At 38.9% G+C, this 20,319-nt stretch carries 24 protein-coding genes; 18 read left to right on the top strand and 6 right to left on the bottom strand.

All coding sequences use genetic code 11. The features are described 5' to 3' along the window. The first annotated feature begins 3 nt into the window (after positions 1 to 3). On the top strand, positions 4 to 1,185 hold the full coding sequence (gene hmpA / locus CXF64_RS01390; protein ID WP_101216099.1) for an NO-inducible flavohemoprotein: 1,182 nt from the start codon (positions 4 to 6) through the stop codon (positions 1,183 to 1,185). Positions 1,186 to 1,265: 80 nt separating this feature from the next. On the opposite strand, the gene CXF64_RS01385 is transcribed toward hmpA, so the two are convergent. The 3 genes from CXF64_RS01385 to CXF64_RS01375 form a co-directional block, all read right to left on the bottom strand. Further along, complete coding sequence (locus CXF64_RS01385; RefSeq protein WP_002959634.1) at positions 1,266 to 1,637, bottom strand: hypothetical protein; 372 nt, start codon at positions 1,635 to 1,637, stop codon at positions 1,266 to 1,268. Then, on the bottom strand, positions 1,637 to 3,256 hold the full coding sequence (locus CXF64_RS01380) for a S41 family peptidase (protein ID WP_101216098.1): 1,620 nt from the start codon (positions 3,254 to 3,256) through the stop codon (positions 1,637 to 1,639). The genes CXF64_RS01385 and CXF64_RS01380 overlap by 1 nt, the downstream gene beginning before the upstream one ends. A 100-nt stretch (positions 3,257 to 3,356) precedes the next feature. Then, on the bottom strand, positions 3,357 to 4,010 hold the full coding sequence (locus CXF64_RS01375) for an endonuclease (protein ID WP_101216105.1): 654 nt from the start codon (positions 4,008 to 4,010) through the stop codon (positions 3,357 to 3,359). A gap of 231 nt (positions 4,011 to 4,241) precedes the next feature. Here CXF64_RS01375 and CXF64_RS01370 point away from each other — a divergent pair, with 231 nt between their 5' ends. Further along, a complete protein-coding gene (locus CXF64_RS01370; RefSeq protein ID WP_101216104.1) occupies positions 4,242 to 5,210 on the top strand; it encodes a DnaJ C-terminal domain-containing protein in 969 nt (322 codons plus the stop codon). Continuing rightward, on the top strand, positions 5,210 to 5,530 hold the full coding sequence (locus CXF64_RS01365) for a chaperone modulator CbpM (protein WP_007584937.1): 321 nt from the start codon (positions 5,210 to 5,212) through the stop codon (positions 5,528 to 5,530). The genes CXF64_RS01370 and CXF64_RS01365 overlap by 1 nt, the downstream gene beginning before the upstream one ends. Positions 5,531 to 5,605: 75 nt before the next feature. Here the strand turns inward: CXF64_RS01365 and CXF64_RS01360 are convergent, their stop codons facing one another. After that, positions 5,606 to 6,331 (bottom strand): membrane protein, encoded by a 726-nt coding sequence (locus tag CXF64_RS01360; protein ID WP_024591693.1) that lies wholly within the window; start codon positions 6,329 to 6,331, stop codon positions 5,606 to 5,608. Positions 6,332 to 6,644: 313 nt separating this feature from the next. Here CXF64_RS01360 and CXF64_RS01355 point away from each other — a divergent pair, with 313 nt between their 5' ends. Beyond that, on the top strand, positions 6,645 to 7,025 hold the full coding sequence (locus CXF64_RS01355; protein ID WP_008138697.1) for a hypothetical protein: 381 nt from the start codon (positions 6,645 to 6,647) through the stop codon (positions 7,023 to 7,025). Here CXF64_RS01355 and CXF64_RS01350 read toward each other — a convergent pair whose 3' ends face one another. Continuing rightward, a complete protein-coding gene (locus tag CXF64_RS01350) occupies positions 7,026 to 7,466 on the bottom strand; it encodes a PaaI family thioesterase (protein ID WP_007584940.1) in 441 nt (146 codons plus the stop codon). A 167-nt stretch (positions 7,467 to 7,633) separates the two neighbouring features. Between CXF64_RS01350 and lexA the strand changes: the two genes are divergently transcribed. The 5 genes from lexA (at position 7,634) to CXF64_RS01325 (ending at position 12,910) form a co-directional block, all read left to right on the top strand. Further along, a complete protein-coding gene (lexA, locus tag CXF64_RS01345; RefSeq protein WP_007584941.1) occupies positions 7,634 to 8,251 on the top strand; it encodes a transcriptional repressor LexA in 618 nt (205 codons plus the stop codon). 483 nt (positions 8,252 to 8,734) lie between these two features. Beyond that, positions 8,735 to 9,877, top strand: a complete 1,143-nt coding sequence (coxB, locus tag CXF64_RS01340) for a cytochrome c oxidase subunit II (protein ID WP_024594300.1) — start codon at positions 8,735 to 8,737, stop codon at positions 9,875 to 9,877. Then, positions 9,877 to 11,469 (top strand): cytochrome c oxidase subunit I, encoded by a 1,593-nt coding sequence (gene ctaD / locus CXF64_RS01335; RefSeq protein WP_007584944.1) that lies wholly within the window; start codon positions 9,877 to 9,879, stop codon positions 11,467 to 11,469. The genes coxB and ctaD overlap by 1 nt, the downstream gene beginning before the upstream one ends. Continuing rightward, on the top strand, positions 11,469 to 11,999 hold the full coding sequence (locus CXF64_RS01330) for a cytochrome c oxidase assembly protein (protein WP_101216097.1): 531 nt from the start codon (positions 11,469 to 11,471) through the stop codon (positions 11,997 to 11,999). The genes ctaD and CXF64_RS01330 overlap by 1 nt, the downstream gene beginning before the upstream one ends. Before the next feature lie 35 nt (positions 12,000 to 12,034). Then, positions 12,035 to 12,910, top strand: coding sequence for a cytochrome c oxidase subunit 3 (locus tag CXF64_RS01325; protein WP_101216096.1), 876 nt, complete (start codon positions 12,035 to 12,037; stop codon positions 12,908 to 12,910). On the opposite strand, the gene CXF64_RS21055 is transcribed toward CXF64_RS01325, so the two are convergent. Next, complete coding sequence (locus CXF64_RS21055; protein ID WP_076915320.1) at positions 12,813 to 13,121, bottom strand: DUF2909 family protein; 309 nt, start codon at positions 13,119 to 13,121, stop codon at positions 12,813 to 12,815. The two genes, CXF64_RS01325 and CXF64_RS21055, sit on opposite strands and share 98 nt — an antisense overlap. A 14-nt stretch (positions 13,122 to 13,135) precedes the next feature. Between CXF64_RS21055 and CXF64_RS01315 the strand changes: the two genes are divergently transcribed. The 9 genes from CXF64_RS01315 (at position 13,136) to CXF64_RS01275 (ending at position 20,313) form a co-directional block, all read left to right on the top strand. Next, on the top strand, positions 13,136 to 13,876 hold the full coding sequence (locus CXF64_RS01315; RefSeq protein ID WP_101216095.1) for an SURF1 family protein: 741 nt from the start codon (positions 13,136 to 13,138) through the stop codon (positions 13,874 to 13,876). After that, positions 13,866 to 14,360, top strand: coding sequence for a transmembrane cytochrome oxidase associated protein (locus tag CXF64_RS01310; RefSeq protein WP_101216094.1), 495 nt, complete (start codon positions 13,866 to 13,868; stop codon positions 14,358 to 14,360). The genes CXF64_RS01315 and CXF64_RS01310 overlap by 11 nt, the downstream gene beginning before the upstream one ends. A gap of 28 nt (positions 14,361 to 14,388) precedes the next feature. Beyond that, entirely contained in the window at positions 14,389 to 15,378 is a 990-nt protein-coding gene (locus tag CXF64_RS01305) for a COX15/CtaA family protein (RefSeq protein ID WP_007584952.1), read from the top strand. A gap of 12 nt (positions 15,379 to 15,390) precedes the next feature. Further along, the gene (gene cyoE, locus CXF64_RS01300; protein WP_002959598.1) at positions 15,391 to 16,320 is read left to right on the top strand and encodes a heme o synthase; all 930 of its coding nucleotides are present in this window, start codon (positions 15,391 to 15,393) and stop codon (positions 16,318 to 16,320) included. Continuing rightward, positions 16,317 to 16,934: an SCO family protein gene (locus tag CXF64_RS01295; protein ID WP_024591687.1), complete on the top strand. Its 618-nt coding sequence runs from the start codon at positions 16,317 to 16,319 to the stop codon at positions 16,932 to 16,934. The genes cyoE and CXF64_RS01295 overlap by 4 nt, the downstream gene beginning before the upstream one ends. Before the next feature lie 152 nt (positions 16,935 to 17,086). Beyond that, positions 17,087 to 17,359, top strand: coding sequence for an STAS domain-containing protein (locus tag CXF64_RS01290; protein ID WP_002959595.1), 273 nt, complete (start codon positions 17,087 to 17,089; stop codon positions 17,357 to 17,359). 8 nt (positions 17,360 to 17,367) lie between these two features. Further along, a complete protein-coding gene (locus CXF64_RS01285) occupies positions 17,368 to 17,730 on the top strand; it encodes a response regulator (RefSeq protein ID WP_007584956.1) in 363 nt (120 codons plus the stop codon). 10 nt (positions 17,731 to 17,740) lie between these two features. Further along, positions 17,741 to 19,831: a chemotaxis protein CheA gene (locus CXF64_RS01280; protein WP_024591686.1), complete on the top strand. Its 2,091-nt coding sequence runs from the start codon at positions 17,741 to 17,743 to the stop codon at positions 19,829 to 19,831. Continuing rightward, positions 19,828 to 20,313: a chemotaxis protein CheW gene (locus CXF64_RS01275; RefSeq protein WP_024591685.1), complete on the top strand. Its 486-nt coding sequence runs from the start codon at positions 19,828 to 19,830 to the stop codon at positions 20,311 to 20,313. Before CXF64_RS01280 ends, CXF64_RS01275 begins: the two co-directional genes overlap by 4 nt. Positions 20,314 to 20,319 lie beyond the last annotated feature (6 nt).

Below are 20,319 nucleotides of genomic sequence, written 5' to 3'. Positions count from 1 at the left end.
CATATGTTATCTGATAAAACCATTGAGATTGTAAAAAGCACAGTTCCGTTATTAGCAGAGGCGGGTACGGTTGTTACCGATCATTTTTATAAGCGTTTATTTAGCCATAATCCTGAGCTTAAAAATATTTTTAATATGGCGAATCAAGATACAGGTCGTCAGCAATTTGCACTTTTTAATGCATTGGCTGCGTATGCACAAAATATTGATAATTTAGCCGTATTAAAAGAAGCGCTAACACGTATTAATCATAAGCATACAAGCTTGAATATTTTACCTGAGCATTACCCTATTGTAGGTGCACACTTAATTGGTACGCTTAAAGAGCTTCTTCCTGAGCAATTTACTCCCGATGTTGAATACGCTTGGCGCGAAGCTTACGGCGTACTTGCTGATATTTGTATAACCGAAGAAGCTGCTTTGTATGAGCACAGTAAAAATAAACACGGTGGTTGGGCGGGAACTCGCCAATTTGAAATAACCAACAAACAGGCTGAATCAGAACTAGTAACGAGCTTTACACTTACGCCAGTTGATGGCGAAGCTGTTATTACACATAAACCAGGGCAGTATTTAGGTATTAAAGTTAAGCCAGAGGGCGCTGAATATGAAGAAATTCGCCAGTATTCTATTTCGCAAAAAAGTAACGCTAAAAACTACCGTATTAGTGTTAAAAAAGAGCTACAGCCAAAGCCTGGCATGGTGTCTAATTATTTACACTCATTAGAGCAAGGCACTATTGTTGAGTTATACCCGCCGGCAGGAGACTTCTTTTTACGCAATAACACAAACCCAGCGGTACTCATTTCAGCAGGTGTTGGGCAAACGCCAATGTTGGCTATGCTTGAAACGTTATTAAGTGACAGCTCTAATCAAGAGATTATGTATTTACATGCCTGCGAAAATACTCAGCAGCATTCGTTTTCAAAATATTTAAATGAGTTAAATGCAGTTTATAACCGCTTACAAACAATGACGTGGTTTAACCAAGCGACAGAGGGCGCTGACTTTACTGGGTTAATGAACCTAAACGCAGTACAAGCACAGCTACCATTGAGTAATGGTGACTTTTACTTATGTGGTCCTGCCGGTTTTATGGCATTTATAAAAAACCAGTTACTTGAGTTAGGTGTTAAAAACGAGCAGATTCATTATGAAGTGTTTGGTCCGCATCAAGACTTGTAATAACGCTTTAAAATAGAAAAAGGCGCGCAGCGATATGCTGCGCGCCTTTTTTATTAATTTATAAACATTAATAAAGTGCCTTATAACTCTTTACAGGTAACACCTTCAAGTACTGTAGTAAGCTCTTTTTTAGGATAGTAAAGCTCGCATTGGTTATTACGTAGTTGCAAAATAAACTTCTCAGATTTTATATTATGCGCGCCCATAATTACTCTGCCATCAGACCCTTTACTCATTGCATGATCAATTAGCAGTTCGCTACGTTTAGTAAATACCGAATCGGCAAGTGTTACTAATGTGCCTCCCTTAGCTTGTTGAATTGCCTGTTGTAGTGTTGTAATAACGCTGGGGTTAACGCTCGTTAATATAGCGGGTTTAGCAGGCTCACTATCTACACTTTGGCATCCGCCTAAAGCGAGCAAGGTGGCTAATGGGAGTAATAATTTAGCCATTACCTTTCCTCACCCAGCGTTGGCCAAGTTAAGTCCATATTACGCTGGGTAAATTGTACCGGCATATTTAAAGGAATGAGAGATTCACGAGAGCTTGAAAAATTAGCTGGTTCTGCTTTTGCAGCAGCCGTTCTAACTGGACAACTGCCATTTTCAACATGAAATAATGCGGTGGCTAAAACGGCCTCGTCACTGTCGCCTAACTGATGATCAAAGTCGTCCTCAATTTCACAACCTTGAACATCAGCATCAAATTGTGGAGTAGGGGTTGGTGTAAAACCCGCAGCGTATTCGCCAAATCCTTTGCTATTTACGCCACTAAACTGAATAGTGTAATAGGTTGTTGCGCAGTTATGAGTTGGGGTAAAGCCATAGGGCTTACCGCAGGTTGTGTCGCCAATTAAAATAACTTCTGCGTCTATACCTTTTAAACCATTAATAAAAGCTTCTGATGCCGAACAGGTGCCTGATGTGCTTAATACATAAACCTTTGATAGGTTTAAATCAGGTAGGTTTTCACCTGTGCTAAAAAAAGTAGAGTAATCTATTTCTTCATCAATAAATGGGAAGGGCGAATCAACGGGTTGTTTATCGTTTTGTTGAGTTTGATAATAAAAGCGGTTGTTAACGTTGGCATTACCGGCAACCATATAAGCTAATTGTGCCGACAGTGCTAATAAACCACCACCGTTATATCTAAAGTCGATTACAAGCTCATCAATACCATCGGTTTTAAACTTATTTACCGCATCAATAAGCCCTTCTTGGGCAATGCTTATATGGCTATTAAATTGCATGTAACCCACGCTTGAACCATTTGCGGTTGTAATCGTTTTAACATTTTGAACAGGTGTTTGTTCAATATTGCCAGCGGTTACATTAAATGTTTTTTCGGCGCCATCGTTACTGCGTACAACAATAGTATGTGAGTCGCCGTTAGTAGGACTAAATAAACCTTCGTTAAGCGTATCTACACCCGACTCTGTATTGGTATTAATGCTAACACCGTCAACTGAAAGTACAGTATCACCACGTTGAAAGCCTATTTGGCTTGCAGGCGAATCATCTTCAAGATAAGCGACGCGTAAAATACGGTCGGCTGTATCGCCAATAAACGCCCAATTTATACCGTAACCAGAAGTAACGCCCGATTGCGCTTCTTGAAAGTAATCTTCAGTAGGTTCTGAAAAATGAAAGTTATCTTTTTTTGCCCCTGAGTCGGTAAGCTGCTCTGTTTTTAATTGGGCAAAATAATCGGCTACTGTTGTAAAGCTTTCAGGGTCGTTATCGGCAATCTCATCATACCAAAGGTATGTTTCGTCGCTCCAAGAGCGAAGCCAAAGCTTTTCATAAAGGGCAGAACCCGCTTGATCTGGGTAGGGGTTGTTGTTATTAAAGGGATCGTTACCCGTACGAGGGGTTTCGCAAAAGTTTTTTAAATCGTTAGAGGGCTCAAATACCGCCGCTGTCCATGTTGGGCTGCTACTAACAGGTGTTGTAACTATAGGCGTGGTAACTACTGGAGCAGAGTCGATACCGCCTCCGCCGCCACAACCCGTTAAAGCAAAGCCCGAAAGTGCTGCAAAAATGGCAAGCGAGGTTTTATTATTTTTAAACATAGTTAAGGATTTTTTTGTAAATAAGTTGTTTAAAATATTACAACACTCGCTCGTTTATTCAACATTTATAACTTTGATTTATGTAAATGAGTGTTAAAGCTTAGAGCTTGCTCGCACTACTTGTATCTGCAAATGCTTGCTTTTTCCACGCATTAAATAACTTTTGCTGTTTATCAGAGATTTTTAAACCGTATGTTTTCTGCATGTAAGCGTAAGTGTCGGCTATACGTTTACGTGCATAGACAGGCGGTTCAACTACACGTTGCTTAAAGTTTACTTTTACTTCGCAACGACCATACTGTGTGGCGTTTTCGCTAAGCATACCAAAACGATAATTAGAGCGATCGGCATTAATTTCGCCAATAGCTGGCGCTAAGTTATTTATATCAGCTTCCATTTTTCTAAATTTAGCACTTACTTTACGGCAGTTTTTACGTCCGCCATCTTGCCAACATTGTAGCTGATGACCAAATTCCCACGCCGGAACAATATGTTCCCACTCAATGCGTAGTGCTCGCACATTTACTTTGCCTGAGCGGGTAAGTGTATTTCGAGGAATGTAACCACAGTTAGAAGGATCAGGAATGAGTTTTTTGCCTTCTTTTTTAATATCACAACCGCAGTAAATACTTTTGGCGTTGTCAGGGAGGGTTTTAATTAAATGTTTTTTAGCCGTTGAAAAACGGGTAAATTGTTCGGCAGATACCGAAAAACACACACAACAAGCCAGTAAGGCCAGAATAAATCGAGTCATATCCATCACAAATGTGAACTACAGGAACAGGCAGTTTAAAGCCTTGAAGATAAAAGATAAAGTTAACTTAAGGCCTGCACTTATATTACTAAAAAGTGTCCGATTAATTTTTTATTCAAAGTTATTTTCACTATTCATTTATTTCTTACTATTTATCGTATTTTAACCACACAAGATTATACGTTAAGGAGTATGCTTAAAGCTTACTCAATATGGGGATTTGGATTGCAAATGAAATTTGTTGATTATTATGCAGTGCTTGGAATATCGCCTGATGCAGACGATAAAGCGGTTAAAGTAGCTTATAAAAAGTTAGCCAGAAAATATCACCCAGATGTAAGCAAAGAGCCTCAAGCAGAAGATAAGTTTAAAGAAATAGCAGAAGCTTACGAAGTCATTCATAACAAAGAAGAACGTGTAAAATACGACGAGTTACGTCGTCACCAGCAAAATCGTGCTCGTCAGCAGCAAGGTCATTATGGTGGTAAAAATACCTCTTCGCAAAGTAATTACCAGCAAAGCGATCCTCAAACCGATCAAGAGTTTTCTGATTTTGTTAATTCAATGTTTGGCGGCGCCGGTGGATTCAATCGTTCCGGGCAGAGCAGAAGTAACGCCGCTAGCGCGCAAAAAGGACAAGATGTGGAAATAGAGTTCCCGATTTTTCTTGAAGAGACTTTAGTTGATACCGTTAAGCCTGTTGAGTTTATGTTACCGCAGCGAGATAGTAGTGGTCGTGTCTCTGAAATTAAAAAATCACTTAAAGTGAAAATTCCCGCAGGTTCAGTAAATGGCGAACGAATTCGACTAAAAGGGCAAGGCGGATTAGGGTCAGCGAATGGGCAAAATGGCGATTTGTACTTACAAATTAGTTTAGTGCCCCACCCATTATTTGATGTTGAAGGTCATAACCTAAATATAGTCGTCCCTCTTGCACCATGGGAAGCGGCTCTTGGTACAAAAATAAATTTACCTACGTTGGCAGGCAAAATCCAATTAACTATTCCATCTAATAGTCAGTCTGGTCAACGCTTGCGTATTAAAGGCAAGGGATTAATGAGTAAAAAAGCCAAAGGTGATTTATTTGCGGTGCTTAAAATTGTTAATCCAACATCTGTTGATGATACCAGTAAAAAACTTTGGGAAGAATTAGCCGAAAAAGCTCACTTTGATCCCCGTAATAACTGGAGCAAGCCATAATGCAAATTATCGTGACACAAAAAGATGATTTACTTACTAGCAAAGAGCTATGTTTGAGTAGTGATATTAGCGAAGCAATTTTATATGAGCTAGTTGAGCACAATATTGCGGTTCCAATTGAGGGGAAGCATGTTACGCAGTGGCAATTTACGGTATCTGCAGTGACCTTAGTTAAAAAAGCGGCCCGTATTCAACATGACTTTTCGTTAGATTGGTCGGCAATAGCTTTAGTTTTACAATTGCTGGATGAGCGTGATGAGTTGATTTTCGAAAACGAAATGTTAAAGCGACATTTGAGTCGATTTAAACACTTGGAATAAAATCTGCCCTTGGGTACTTCCTAGGGCTTATTTAGTCTTTGGTGAGAGTGCGCTAGTTCTTAAAAACCAATATGACTACTTTGATTTATTCTTACTTTTAATTCGGATAAATCGTTTTAGTCGTATGTTTTGCATAAGTAGTAATATTCCACTTAGGCAAAAAAGTACGCTGGTTGCTGCAAAACTAATAAGCAGCGGATTATTAAAATCCTCTCGCTCATCGTAATCCATAATATGTAACATCCAAAAAAAGTCGAAAATTCGCCATAGTGTGCTGCGAACGGTGACAACTCTGCCGTTATTTTCTGACAAGTACAGTGTTGTGTTAAATGTGTCGTCAAATTGTACCTGCCAAACATTGGTTTTATATCCAACTTCTCGCATACCTTGCTTTAGCAGTACAGCGCTTGTCACTTGAGCATCAATAAGTAAGTGTGCTTTAGCATTTGCGGTAATTTGTATTTTAGTTGGCGGCTCAAAAGGCCGGCCTGTTATACCGTTAAAGCTTTGCTGTTCATCTTTATTTATTACTGTAATTATAGGTGTGGTTAAAAAGTTCTCAAAAATTATTTGTGTTGGATTAACCACCTGAGATGCAATATCGTTAAGGGAGGCAACATAATCAGCCTGCGTAAATGGGTTATTAAGAGTACGTGTTGCAAGATGCTCCCCATGAACTTTATCAAGAGGAATAGCGCTCATGACTAAACCGCCTAATAGCCAAGCTAAAATTTGTAATGTGAGCAAATAACCGAGCCATTTATGTAACTTGCGAGCATACTTAAATATTTTTTTATTCATGTTTTAGTCTTATTATTTTTAGAGGCTAGTTTATTACATTAATGGGATTAGTTACTGCGACATTTTGTCGCAGTTTAAACTATAGCTTACTGTAATCATTTAAAAATAAAAAAGATTACACTTAAATTGCTAACATGACTTATTTGTTTAATTGAGCTGAGTGTTTGATATCCAGCTAGCTTTAAACGCTAAAAAATACTTAAAAGCTGCGAAATATCTATATAAAGTGGTTAATAGAGCATAGTTGATTTGGTATAACGGTAAAACTACGTTAAAGTTTGCAATGAAATTATTAGAGGATAAATACGAAACGATGTCGGAAATTCAATTTTTAAATGTAGATCTTGAGCTTGAATCAAAGCAAGATATTAGTTTGCTAGTGGCAGACTTGAAAAAAGTCGCGACGATTTTACATTATGACAAAGACGAATACCGTCAATTAGCGCGTATTGAAGCAACAGGTGTAGTAAACACGCCTGACAAAGCAATAAACCATATATGTGAGCTTATTGAATCGTGTTCGCGTAACGCGCTAAAGCAATGGTTAAGCTGTTCACGTAGAACGTTTGATATTGGTTTTGAATCGGGCACTTCCCCTAAGTGCTTTAATCAAGCCTTAGATGCAGATACATTACTACGTATATCTGCGATTGGTGCGGGTATGGAAATTACAATTTACCCAATCGAAAAGTAACTATCTTCGCTCTACGACTGCTGCGGTCATTTTTGATACGCAGCACAGCTCATTGCGGCTATTTGTAATTTTTATTTCCCACACTGAACTACGTTTGCCAATATGAAACGCTCTTGCCGTTGCTGTTAAAGTGCCGTTGCGAGATGCTTTTAAATGACTTGCGCTAATTTCCTGCCCCACGCAGTAAAATTTTGTAAAATCGACAACAAAGTTAGCTGCATAGCTGGCAACTGTTTCGGCAAGTACAACGTTAGCACCGCCGTGAACCATTCCCATTGGGTTATGATGCTCAGGAATTGCCGGCATAGTGGCTACTAAGTAATCATCACCAATTTCAGTGACTTCTATTCCCATGGTTTTCATTAATGTTCCTTGGCCATCAATGCCTTGTTCTAACTGCTTACACAGCTCTAAAGTGATGGGCTGGTACCAAATACTCATAATGACTCCTTTGCTTTTTTAATCATTTATAAATCTAGCTTTAGTTATATCCCTAAAATGTACACAAGTGAAATTACTTTGGCTATTTTAAGGCTTAATTTAAATTTGCGATTTTTATTTAACTGTATATACTCACAGTTAAATGTACTGTATGGAAAACCAGTTGTATGCGACCATTAACGAACCGCCAAGCTCAAATACTCGAACTAATTAAAGTTTTTATTAAAGACACTGGTATGCCTCCTACACGTGCTGAAATAGCGCAAACATTAGGTTTTAAAAGTGCCAATGCTGCTGAAGAACATTTAAAAGCACTTGCTAAAAAAGGCGCAATTAAAATGAAACCAGGTGCAAGCCGTGGTATTCAGTTAATTGAAGAAGAAGAGCCAGAACAATTAGGTTTACCGCTTATAGGGCGTGTTGCTGCTGGTTCACCTATTTTGGCGCAAGAGCACGTTGAAAGTCACTGCAAAATAGATCCATTAATGTTTAAACCGGCTGCAGATTTTTTACTACGCGTTAACGGTATGAGCATGAAAGATATTGGTATTATGGATGGTGATTTACTTGCTGTACATCGTACTCAAACCGCTGAAAACGGGCAAGTTGTTGTTGCCCGCCTAGATGAAGACGTAACTGTAAAACGTCTTGAGAAAGCGGGTCGTAAAGTATTACTTCATGCTGAAAACGACGATTTTGAATCTATTGAAGTAGATCTTGAGAATGAGTCTTTTAATATTGAAGGCTTAGCCGTTGGCGTTATAAGAAACGCTGATTGGATGTGACTTTAAAAATAGCTTTTAAACAAGCAGTTTTATAAATGCGTACTAATTAGTACGCATTTTTTGTTTTAAATTCGCACTAAAAATAGGGCATAAATAGCTCACTGACAATTTAAGCTGTAAACTTTTTTGCACTTATATTTCCCCCCTTCGAATGCGTTAAACCCCTTTGTTTTGCTCATATTTTAAACTTCCTGTTGCCTAGTTGATTACTGATTTTTTATTAATTACTCAATATCACCTGATTGTTTTTTATACTAAAACTTGCTTGTTGTTCATTTTTTAGCTAATTATTAATGTGCTGAGCTAATAATAACTCACAGCTTTTTAGTTTTGAGAACACACAATATACACAAACACGTTGTTGGCGCAGCAAAACCAATCAATATTAAATGAGATTGACTAAAAAAATAAAAATAACGAATTGGCGTTTAAGCCGTATGCCTCTTCGCTTTGCATTCGCAATAGCATCAAAGGAGCCGTCACATGGGTAAACTGACCTCTACCTTGTGGCTTATATTATGTGTTTTTTCGCACCCAGTTTTGGCTAACAGCCAATACAATATGCGCAAAGGCGTAACCGATATAAGCAATAATGTATATCAGCTGCACATGACCATATTTATAATATGTTGTGTGATTGGGGTGATAGTGTTCGCAATTATGTTTTGGGCACTTATTCATCACCGCAAATCTAAAGGGGCTGTACCTGCCCAATTTCACGAAAGCACTAAAGTAGAAATACTTTGGACTGCAATCCCGTTTGTTATTTTAATTGCTATGGCAGTACCAGCCACTAAAACCCTAATTGCAATGGAAGATGCCAGCAAAGCTGATCTCACTATTAAAATTACAGGCTCGCAATGGAAATGGCATTATGAATATATGGGTGAAGATGTAGAGTTCTACTCTATTTTATCTACCCCGCAAGATGAAATAGCGAATCTTGCAGATAAAAATCCTAACTACTTACTTGAGGTTGATAAACCTCTCGTACTGCCAATAAATCAAAAAGTACGATTTTTAATGACTTCTGACGATGTTATTCACTCTTGGTGGGTACCTGATTTTGCAGTTAAAAAAGATGCGAATCCCGGCTTTATAAACGAAACATGGACGAACATAAACGAAGAAGGTACTTACCGAGGCCAATGTGCTGAGTTGTGTGGTAAAGATCATGGCTTTATGCCCGTTGTGGTGGTCGCTAAATCTGAGGCTGATTTTAAAACGTGGCTTGCAGATGCAAAGCAAGCTAAACAAAAAGCAGCATTAGCAGATGCCGCATTACTTGATAAAACCCTCCCGAAAGAAGAATTAATGACTTTAGGCGAACAAGTATATATGGCCAATTGTGCTGCATGTCATCAGCCTACTGGCATGGGGTTACCGGGTGTATTTCCTGCACTTAAAGGCAGCCCGATAGTGCTTGGCGATATAAAAGATCACATTGATGTAGTTATCCATGGGCGACCAGGTACGGCAATGCAAGCATTTGCCAAACAGTTATCTATAAAGCAATTAGCAGCGGTTATTACTTATAAACGTAATGCGTGGGGTAATGATACGGGTGATGTTATTCAACCGAGTCAAATACAGGCAGCACTTGATGCCAAAGTGGAGGCGAACTAATGAGTAGCATAGTAGAACAACCTAACGCCAATGAAGCTCATCATGCTCATCACCCAGCTAAAGGTTTTAAACGCTGGCTTTACACAACTAATCATAAAGATATAGGTAGTTTATATTTAATTTTTTCGCTGACCATGTTCTTAATTGGTGGTGGAATGGCCATGGTGATCAGAGCTGAATTATTTCAACCAGGTTTACAGTTGGTCGATCCTCACTTTTTTAATCAAATGACCACCGTGCATGGTTTAATTATGGTGTTTGGTGCGGTTATGCCGGCCTTTACAGGCCTTGCTAACTGGATGATACCACTCATGATTGGCGCGCCAGATATGGCATTGCCAAGAATGAATAACTGGAGCTTTTGGATTTTACCGTTTGCGTTTTTAATCCTATTGGCATCGTTATTTATGCCTGGTGGGGGTCCTGCATTTGGTTGGACTTTTTATGCACCACTGTCTACAACATACAGTAATGATAATACTGCATTGTTTGTATTTGCCGTACATATTATGGGGATTAGCTCAATAATGGGCGCAATCAATGTGATTGTAACCATAGTGAACTTACGTGCCCCTGGCATGACATGGATGAAGTTGCCCTTATTTGTATGGACGTGGTTAATTACTGCCTTTTTATTAATAGCGGTAATGCCAGTGCTTGCAGGCGCTGTCACTATGGTACTTACCGATAAGTATTTTGCGACCAGCTTTTTTGATGCCGCAGGCGGTGGCGACCCGGTGATGTTCCAACACATTTTTTGGTTTTTTGGCCATCCCGAAGTATACATAATGATTCTTCCTGCCTTTGGCATTATATCTACAATAGTACCTACCTTTTCTCGTAAAAAACTTTTTGGCTATGCCTCAATGGTATACGCCACATCCTCCATAGCACTATTGAGCTTTATTGTATGGGCTCATCATATGTTTACCACTGGGATGCCGGTCGCTGGCGAGTTGTTTTTTATGTACGCGACCATGCTTATATCGGTACCTACAGGAGTAAAAGTATTTAATTGGGTTGCCACAATGTGGAAAGGCTCAATAACTTTTGAAGTGCCAATGCTTTTTAGTATTGCGTTTATTGTGCTGTTTACCTTAGGTGGCTTTTCGGGGTTGATGCTGGCAATTACACCTGCTGACTTTCAGTACCACGATACTTATTTTGTAGTGGCGCATTTTCATTATGTATTAGTAACAGGGGCTGTATTTTCGATAATGGCGGGGGCCTATTACTGGCTGCCCAAGTGGACGGGCAATATGTTTAATATCACGCTAGCTAAATGGCATTTTTGGCTATCGCTGGTGAGTGTGAACGTACTGTTTTTTCCTATGCATTTTGTAGGGCTTGCCGGTATGCCGCGTCGAATTCCCGATTATGCACTTCAATTTGCCGACTTTAACGCAATCATAAGTATTGGTGGATTTGCCTTTGGTTTATCGCAATTGTTGTTTGTAGCTGTGGTAATTAAATGCGCGCGTGGCGGTGATAAAGTGCCTGCAAAAGTATGGGAAGGGGCAGAAGGGCTTGAGTGGGAAGTTGACTCTCCAGCGCCATATCATACTTTTTCTACGCCGCCGGTAATTAAGTAATGACACACGCACCGCTACTCAAACGTTTGGTACTTATTTGCATAGGCATGTTTGCCTTTGCCTTTGCTTTAGTACCTTTGTATGACGTGTTTTGTGATGTAACAGGGCTTAATGGAAAACCTTCGCTTGAGCAAGCAGAGCAAAGTACACAAATAGTACAAAACCGAGAAGTCGGCGTTAGCTTTACTACTCACGCACAAAGTGGTGCACCGTTTGAAGTTAAATCAAAAGAATACAGTGTAGTGGTAAAACCCGGTGCAATGCGTGAAGTAATGTTTAGTGCTAAAAATAACAGCAATCTAGATAAAGTAATGCAGGCTGTACCATCAGTCTCGCCAGGTAGAGCGGCAAAGTATTTACATAAAATAGCTTGTTTTTGCTTTGATCAGCAACCTCTAAAAGCAGGGGAAGAACTTGAATTTAAATTACTTTTTTATGTTGATACCGCACTGCCAAGCGACATTGAAGAATTAACTTTATCTTATACCGTATTTGATATTAGTGAACAGCTGGTGGTAAGTAATAACTAGCTTTTTAAACTAGTGTGAAACTAGGAGTAAATAAAATGAATCAAGAATATGAGCATTATTACGTACCTGAGCAAAGCCCATGGCCTATTGTAGGTGCTGTTGCATTGTTTTTTATTGCAGTAGGGGCAGGCTTGACTGTTATGAGTGTAGGTAAAGAAGGTGGTAGCGGGGTTTATCTGCTTTATGCCGGTATTGTTGTACTTGTTTATATGTTGTTTAGCTGGTTTAAAAATGTAATTAGTGAGTCGGACCAAGGTTTGTACTCAGCACAAATGGATCGCTCTTTTAGACAAGGTATGAGCTGGTTTATTTTTTCTGAAGTTATGTTTTTTATGGCCTTTTTTGGTGCGCTTTTTTATGCACGCGTATTGTCGGTACCTTGGCTTGGAGGCGCAGGCAATAATGCAATGACTAACGAGGTTTTATGGCCTACTTTTGAAGCCGTTTGGCCGCTAGTTTCAACACCTGCTGGCGAAACTACTCAAGCTATGGGCTGGCAAGGCTTACCGCTTATAAATACCTTAATACTGCTTACTTCCTCAGTGACTTTACATTTTGCCCACGTAGCGATGGAAAACAATAAACGCACTCCACTTAAAGTTTTTTTAGGCGCTACTATTTTATTGGGCGTTTGCTTTTTAGGGCTGCAAGTTGAGGAGTACATGCATGCATATAATGACCTTAATCTAACGCTAGATGCGGGCATTTACGGTAATACGTTCTTTTTATTGACTGGTTTTCATGGCATGCATGTAACGCTAGGAACCGTACTTTTATTTGTAATATTTTTACGGATATTAAAAGGGCACTTTACTAAAGATAAGCACTTTGCTTTTCAAGCAGCTGCTTGGTATTGGCACTTTGTTGATGTGGTGTGGCTGTGTTTGTTTGTATTTGTATATGTGCTGTAGCGTTTATTGGCGAATTATTTGCTTTAATAAAACCAAGTTTAAGCGCTGCAATAACAACAACTAAAACAACGACCGAAAACAATACGCGACGACCTAAAAAGTGAGACATAGGTCGTCCCCCTGTTTTCCCTGACACCATAATAAACAATGCTCTAAATAAGTTAAAAAGTATAAATATTAACAACAGTACGATAATAATTTTAATAATCACTGAGTTGACCCTTTATGCAGTTAGTTTTATGGCACAAACAAAAGCTTAGTTCACTAATCACACTTTGTATGGTTGTGGTTGTTGTACTTGTGTGTGTGCGATTAGGATTTTGGCAGTTGGAGCGAGGTGAGCAAAAACAGCAGCAACTAACCGCTATTGCTAAGCAACAGAATCGGGGTGTGATGAGTTGGTCTCAATTACTTAACCTGCCTGATAGCTGGAACAAAACAGGTGTATTGGTTGAGTTAAAAGGGCGGTTTGTACAAAGCCAATATTGGCTTTTAGATAATCAAGTTTATAACGGGCAAGTAGGGTACGATTTACTTGCTTTACTAAAGCCAGACAGCGAAGAAAAAGTGATTTTAGTTAATTTAGGATGGGTAAAAGCGCCTATATCTAGAGATACACTGCCAAAGGTTACTCTGCCTACAGGTGTTTTTATTCTTAAAGCGCAAATAAAAGAAAATAACTTAAGTAGCTTTACGCTTGAAGATAAAACTACAAATAATGACTTACCTACAAGAATCCAATCTATCGACTTGAATATGCTGAGCACTCAAAGCCAGCAATCATTAATTAATTTTATGGCTTACAGACAAGGTACTGGTGATGAGATTGCAACACCTCATTATGAGGCAGTTGTTATGAGCCCTCAAAAGCATAATGCCTACGCTGTGCAATGGTTTTTAATTGCTGTTGCATGTGCTGTTGTGGCTATTTTTGCGAGTAAAAAAAGGACACTTAATGAAAAATAATCCCCTTGTGTTGTTTGTGGGCTGCTGCGCTATCCCATTAATTTTGGCATATGGCGCATTAAAGTTTGATTGGTTGCCTACTGCAATTACTAATAATGGCGAGTTTTTAAGCCAAGAAATAAAACTTAAAAATTGGCCGCAAAATAATCCCAAGCAATGGACTATCGCACTTAATTATTCAAACGAATGTAACACCCCATGCCGCGAACAGCTCAATGCACTTAATAATTTATATGTGGCACTTGGTAAAAACCAAGGCAAGGTTGATATGGCTGTAATGGGAAGTCCCGACAATAAAAACCTACCATGGAAAATTATTACCGAGCAACAGAGTTTAAATCCTGCAAGTTTGTATTTAATTGATCATATGGGGTTAGTGGTACTTGAATATCCCTTTAAGGTCGAGCCACAAGAAAACCGTTTAGTACAAAAAGGGTTATTAAAAGATCTAAAAAAATTACTTAACTATTCTCGTTCTAGCTAACTAAGTTGAGCTTAAGTTGGAGTATCTGATGTATAAAAATTATAAAAACTTAGTATTAATAACAGGATTACTCGCTTTGATTGTAGTTGCTTTAGGTGCGTACACCCGCTTAAGTGATGCAGGTTTAGGGTGCCCCGATTGGCCTGGTTGTTATGGCTTTTTAACGGTACCTAAGCATGAGGCTGACATAGCCTTAGCAACTCAAAGCTACCCCGATATGATGTTCGAAACCGCAAAAGCGTGGAAAGAAATGATTCATCGCTACTTTGCAGGTGCTTTAGGCTTACTTATTTTAGGTTTATTTGTGTTGGCTTTTTTAAAACGCCAATATCCAACTACGCCAGTTAAATTGCCTTTGGCTTTACTTCTACTAGTGGTGTTTCAGGCTGCCCTTGGTATGTGGACAGTAACCATGAACCTTCAGCCGCTTATTGTAATGGGCCACTTATTAGGTGGCTTTAGTATTTTGTCACTTATAACGCTTTTATATTTACGGCTAACCGCAAAACCTATTATGGGTGGCGATAGCGGCGCAAAACGCTATTTCGGTTTAAGTTTAGTAGCGCTCAGTGTATTAATTATCCAAATTGCACTTGGTGGTTGGCTGGCTGCAAATTACGCCGCTCCACATTGTAGTGGTTTGCCATTGTGTAATTACGCACAACCGTTTTCATTGAGTAGCGTATTTCAATTACCACTTGAGCACAGTAATTATGAGTTTGGTGTGTTATCGCAGCAAGCGCGTATGTCTATTCATTTATTACATCGCATTTGGGCACTCGTTACTTGCATTGTTCTGGCGTTAATTATGTGGAAAATATACAGCCAAGCGTACTCTAAAAAAATTAAAAATTGCGTTGTGAGTGTATTACTTGTTCTGCTTTGCCAAATTAGCTTAGGACTTATTTTAGTACATTGGCATATTCCGTTGGGAGTTGCACTGGCGCATAACTTGATGGCAGCCATACTGTTATTAAGCATGGTTAGGTTGTGTTATTACCTAAAATCACGCACATAAAGGGGAAATATGATGGCACTTATAATTGATAAAAAAATACTGCTACCCGTTAATACTCAATCGCTAATTTCGCGTACACATAGTTTGCTGCAAGACTACTTAGCAATTAGTAAATTTAAAGTGGTAGCTATGCTGGTGCTAACAGCTTGGGTTGGTTTAGCGCTGGCTCCCGATGTAGGGCGCGGTATGGTCGTACAGTTTATTAGCTTGTTAGGTATAGGGCTACTTTCTGCTGCTGCAGCGGTTATTAATCATGTGGTTGATAGCGAGATAGACTCAAAAATGGCGCGGACTCGTCATCGCCCTGTGGCTAAAGGGCGTTTAAGTAAAACACATGCGCTTAGTTTTGCAGCTGTTATTGGGGTTGCTGGTTTTATTATGCTGATGGTGTGGGCTAATACCTTAACCGCTATATTAACGTTATTTGCATTGGTAGGTTATGCATTTGTTTATACATCATTTTTAAAGCGTGCAACGCCGCAAAATATTGTTATAGGTGGGTTGGCTGGCGCAATGCCTCCATTATTAGGTTGGGTGTCAGAAACAAACCAAATGGCAGCAGCCCCTTGGTTACTCGTAATGATAATATTTACCTGGACCCCACCACACTTTTGGGCGCTGGCTATAGCGCGAAAAAGTGATTATGAACGCGCTAAAATCCCTATGTTACCAGTAACCCATGGTATCGATTTTTGTAAAACGTGCGTCGTTGCTTACTCTGTTTTACTCGCTGTTGTTTGCGTATTACCTTATTTAATCGGTATGTCTGGATTAATCTATTTGATAGGTGCATGTGTATTAAATGCCGTGTTTATATATAAGGCGGTCAATTTAAAAATTGCTGGAAATGATGAGACTGCAATGGACTTATTTCGTTTTTCGATTATTCATTTAATGGTACTCTTTGTAATCTTATTTATAGATAAATGGCTCCCTTTATGAAGCAGTTATGGCTTGGATTAATCGTTGTTTTAGTTTTGTTTTTATCGGCATGTTCAAACGAAAATAGTCCGCCAGATGTAGATGCATTAGTTTACGAAAATGCAAAGCCACTGTCTGATTTTACGCTAAACGATCAGCGCGGTGAATTAGTGACTAAGCAACAATTTGTAGGACAGTGGAATTTAGTATTTTTAGGCTACACAAGCTGCCCAGATATTTGTCCATTAACACTTGCTAAGTTAAATGCTGTTTATAAAAACTTACAAGCAGATTATCCGCTACAAGTTTGGTTTTTATCGGTTGATCCAAAACGCGATACACCAGCTAAACGAAAGCAATATATAGATTACTTTAACCCTGATTTTTTAGCTGTATCAGGGGAACATAAACACCTTTTTCCTGTTGTTCGAGAGCTTGGTTTAATTTACGCCATTAGCGATAGTAGTGAATCAGAATATGCTGTTGATCATAGTGCCTCGGTCGCTATGGTTGATCAAAATGGAGCCGTTAGAGCTATTTTTAAACCAGAATTTAAACAAGGTAGTGTGCCATTAATTAATGCGACGACTTTAACTGAAGAGTTTAAAAAAATAGCTGATTACTATAAAAACTAGTTTTTTACTTTTTACCAATTTTAAAGGAGCTTTAGGCTCCTTTTTTTGTATTTTAACGACAGGTTAAATTTAATTAAGCATTTTATGGCAATTTTAATAACTAGGGCTAAGCTTTTGTTATGAATTGAATTGACAGGGAATGCACTTACTAAATGCTAAAACTTCCGAGCGAACTTGCTATTACGCAAGTTGAAACACTACATCAAGACTTACTACACGAACTCAATAGCAACGATGATATCTGTCTTGATATTAACGATGTGATTTCTGCTGATACTGCCTCAATTCAACTTTTATGCGCCTTACAAAAACACCTACTTACTATACAGCACAAAATAATATGGGTAGGCAGTAGCGAGGCCTTAACGCATACAATTAATAAACTTGGCTTAAGCCAATACTTAACAACCGAAAGTAAAAGTTAGGGGTATATATGAAAAGAATTTTAGCGGTTGATGATTCAGCATCGATGCGTCAAATGGTGAGCTTTACATTAAAAACTGCCGGGTTTGATGTAACCGAAGCTAAGGATGGCAGTGAAGCTCTCGCTATTGCCAAGCAACAAGACTTTGATGCCGTGATCTCAGATGTAAACATGCCAATAATGGATGGAATTACATTAATACGAGAGCTGCGTACTTTACCTAGTTATAAATTTACACCACTACTGATGCTTACTACAGAGTCGGGCTTAGAAAAAAAGATAGAGGGTAAAGCTGCTGGTGCAACAGGTTGGATTGTAAAACCATTTAATCCCGATCAGCTACTAGCGGTAATTAAAAAAGTTATTCGCTAAGGAGCGCAGTGTGAGTATAGATTTAAGTCAATTTTTTGAAGTTTTCTTTGAAGAGAGTTTTGAAGGCCTAGATACCATGGAGGCTGAGTTATTAAACTTAGTGCCAGGTGAGGAAGATTTAGAAACTATCAACACTATTTTTAGAGCTGCTCACTCAATAAAAGGAGGCAGTGGCACTTTTGGTTTTAGCTCCGTTGCTGACTTTACTCATGTACTTGAAACACTACTGGATCAAATTCGCCAAGGTGAACGAGAGCTTAGTACCGAGCATGTCAATTTATTACTCAAAGCTGTGGATTGCTTGCGCGCTTTACTTGCTGCACTTCAAGGTGAGCAAGAGCCAGATTTAACCGAGGCAGATTCGTTAAAAGTACAATTTGAACATGTACTTGGAATGAAAAACGAAACACAAGGAAATAAACCTCAAAGCTGTGAAGAGCAAACAAGTAGTAACACCTATCAAATAGACTTTAAACCCCATCATCATTTATTTAAAACAGGAAACGAGCCACTGTACATGATCAGTGAGCTTGAAGAGCTAGGTGAGTTAGAAACCACAGTATTTTACGATGAAGTTCCAGAAATTACAGATTTGAGCAGTGATGAATGCTTTTTACATTGGCGCTTTTTTTTAGATACTAGCCATGATGAAAAAGCCATAAAAGAAGTATTTGAATGGGTAGAAGACGATGCCGACATAAAAATTGAATTATGCGGAGGCTTATTTGGCAATGATGAGCAAATACAACCTAATCAAGGTGAGATATCTAAAGCCGTTGAGCTTGAAACATCCGATTTAATAAAAGTAGCTGAGCTACCTAGTAAGCCAAAGCAACCCGCTGCTAATAAAGATAAAAAACCTGCAAGTACACCAGAGTCTACCTCCATTCGAGTTGGTATTGATAAAGTTGATTCGTTAATAAATATGGTTGGGGAACTTGTTATTACACAAGCTATGCTAAATCAACTCAGCGAACAAGAAATCACACCAGCCACAATTACTTTACTACAAGAAGGTCTAGCGCAACTTGCCCATAATACGCGTGATTTACAAGAAAATGTGATGCGCATTCGTATGCTCCCAATTAACTTTGTATTTAGTCGTTTTCCTCGATTAGTGCGAGATATAGCGCAAAAACTAAATAAGCAGGTTGAGCTAAAGTTGATTGGAGAGCAAACCGAGCTTGATAAAACAGTAATGGAAAAAATATCCGATCCTATGGTGCATTTAGTGAGGAACTCACTTGATCATGGATTAGAGACTGTTGAGCAAAGACTGGCGGCAGGTAAAGATCCCGTTGGCACAGTAACCTTAAATGCATTTCATCAGGGTGGAAACATTGTTATTGAAATAATGGATGATGGGCAGGGGTTAAATACAAAAAAAATAAAAGAAAAAGCCATCGCTAACGAATTAATCTCAGCTGATAACCATCTCAGTGACGATGAAATAAATGAGCTTATTTTTATGCCCGGCTTTTCGACAGTAGATGAGGTAAGTGACTTATCTGGTCGTGGAGTTGGGATGGATGTAGTTAAGCGAAATATTCAATCATTAAATGGCTCAGTAGAGGTAACCTCAGCGGCCGGTGTTGGTTCTACGTTTACTATTAGATTACCACTTACTCTCGCTATTTTAGATGGGCAATTAGTTAAGGTGGCTCAGCATACTTATATTATCCCGCTCATTTCTATTGTGGAATCTCTGCAAATTGATATTGCTAAAGTGAGTCGAGTGGGTAAAAGCCTTGATGTATTGAGGCTTCGGGACGAATACATTCCTATTTTAAGGCTCTACGATATTTTTAATCATAAAAATGCCATTGAATCACTCGATAAAACGCTGCTTGTTGTTGTAGAAACAGATAACCAAAAGGTGGGTTTATTAGTTGATGATTTACTGTCTCAACAACAGGTTGTTATTAAAAGTTTAGAGGCTAACTATCATAAAGTTGATGGTGTATCGGGAGCCACTATTTTAGGCGATGGGCGTGTATCGCTGATTGTGGACATTAGCGGCTTAATAAAGCTCTCAGGTTTAAAAAAACCAGGTAGCCAAGAATTAACGATTGAAACGCAAGCCACTTTGGAGGCGTTATGAGCTCAGAGCAAAGCCAGTTAAGTAATCAATTAAATCTTCAGCAACAGCAAGGTGTAAAACAGTTTTTAACTTTTATTATGGCTGATGAAGAATACGGCGTTGATATTTTAACAGTACAAGAAATTCGCAGTTGGGAAGAAATTACAGTACTGCCCAATGCGCCTAAATTTGTAAAAGGCGTTATTAATTTACGTGGAACAATAGTGCCAATTATTGATTTACGGTTGCGCTTTGGATTACCAAGTGTCGACTATGGGCCATTAACGGTGGTTATCGTTGTCAAAATAGAATTTGAACTAGGTAGTAAAATTATAGGTGTTGCTGTTGATGCCGTTTCTGATGTTTACAGTATTGCGGAGCAAGATGCGAAAGCGGTTCCTAGTTTATCTGAATCGAATAATTGTGAATATGTAGCTGGGTTGGTGAATGTTGGTGAAAAAATGGTAGCGCTAATTGACCTGCAAAAAACAATGAATATTTAGCAAACA

It is taken from the genome of Pseudoalteromonas sp. GutCa3 (genome assembly GCF_002836155.1).
Classification (GTDB): Bacteria; Pseudomonadota; Gammaproteobacteria; order Enterobacterales; family Alteromonadaceae; genus Pseudoalteromonas; species Pseudoalteromonas arctica.
Note: the sequence above shows the minus strand (reverse complement) of the source record. Positions and strands in the feature narration are given on the sequence as shown.

Excerpts from the sequence above, each read along its gene's own strand:
- hmpA (WP_101216099.1), top strand. The coding sequence starts at position 4 with ATGTTATCTGATAAAACCATTGAGATTGTAAAAAGCACAGTTCCGTTA.
- CXF64_RS01385 (WP_002959634.1), bottom strand. The coding sequence starts at position 1,637 with ATGGCTAAATTATTACTCCCATTAGCCACCTTGCTCGCTTTAGGCGGA.
- CXF64_RS01380 (WP_101216098.1), bottom strand. The coding sequence starts at position 3,256 with ATGTTTAAAAATAATAAAACCTCGCTTGCCATTTTTGCAGCACTTTCG.
- CXF64_RS01375 (WP_101216105.1), bottom strand. The coding sequence starts at position 4,010 with ATGACTCGATTTATTCTGGCCTTACTGGCTTGTTGTGTGTGTTTTTCG.
- CXF64_RS01370 (WP_101216104.1), top strand. The coding sequence starts at position 4,242 with ATGAAATTTGTTGATTATTATGCAGTGCTTGGAATATCGCCTGATGCA.
- CXF64_RS01365 (WP_007584937.1), top strand. The coding sequence starts at position 5,210 with ATGCAAATTATCGTGACACAAAAAGATGATTTACTTACTAGCAAAGAG.
- CXF64_RS01360 (WP_024591693.1), bottom strand. The coding sequence starts at position 6,331 with ATGAATAAAAAAATATTTAAGTATGCTCGCAAGTTACATAAATGGCTC.
- CXF64_RS01355 (WP_008138697.1), top strand. The coding sequence starts at position 6,645 with ATGTCGGAAATTCAATTTTTAAATGTAGATCTTGAGCTTGAATCAAAG.
- CXF64_RS01350 (WP_007584940.1), bottom strand. The coding sequence starts at position 7,466 with ATGAGTATTTGGTACCAGCCCATCACTTTAGAGCTGTGTAAGCAGTTA.
- lexA (WP_007584941.1), top strand. The coding sequence starts at position 7,634 with ATGCGACCATTAACGAACCGCCAAGCTCAAATACTCGAACTAATTAAA.
- coxB (WP_024594300.1), top strand. The coding sequence starts at position 8,735 with ATGGGTAAACTGACCTCTACCTTGTGGCTTATATTATGTGTTTTTTCG.
- ctaD (WP_007584944.1), top strand. The coding sequence starts at position 9,877 with ATGAGTAGCATAGTAGAACAACCTAACGCCAATGAAGCTCATCATGCT.
- CXF64_RS01330 (WP_101216097.1), top strand. The coding sequence starts at position 11,469 with ATGACACACGCACCGCTACTCAAACGTTTGGTACTTATTTGCATAGGC.
- CXF64_RS01325 (WP_101216096.1), top strand. The coding sequence starts at position 12,035 with ATGAATCAAGAATATGAGCATTATTACGTACCTGAGCAAAGCCCATGG.
- CXF64_RS01315 (WP_101216095.1), top strand. The coding sequence starts at position 13,136 with ATGCAGTTAGTTTTATGGCACAAACAAAAGCTTAGTTCACTAATCACA.
- CXF64_RS01310 (WP_101216094.1), top strand. The coding sequence starts at position 13,866 with ATGAAAAATAATCCCCTTGTGTTGTTTGTGGGCTGCTGCGCTATCCCA.
- CXF64_RS01305 (WP_007584952.1), top strand. The coding sequence starts at position 14,389 with ATGTATAAAAATTATAAAAACTTAGTATTAATAACAGGATTACTCGCT.
- cyoE (WP_002959598.1), top strand. The coding sequence starts at position 15,391 with ATGGCACTTATAATTGATAAAAAAATACTGCTACCCGTTAATACTCAA.
- CXF64_RS01295 (WP_024591687.1), top strand. The coding sequence starts at position 16,317 with ATGAAGCAGTTATGGCTTGGATTAATCGTTGTTTTAGTTTTGTTTTTA.
- CXF64_RS01290 (WP_002959595.1), top strand. The coding sequence starts at position 17,087 with ATGCTAAAACTTCCGAGCGAACTTGCTATTACGCAAGTTGAAACACTA.
- CXF64_RS01285 (WP_007584956.1), top strand. The coding sequence starts at position 17,368 with ATGAAAAGAATTTTAGCGGTTGATGATTCAGCATCGATGCGTCAAATG.
- CXF64_RS01275 (WP_024591685.1), top strand. The coding sequence starts at position 19,828 with ATGAGCTCAGAGCAAAGCCAGTTAAGTAATCAATTAAATCTTCAGCAA.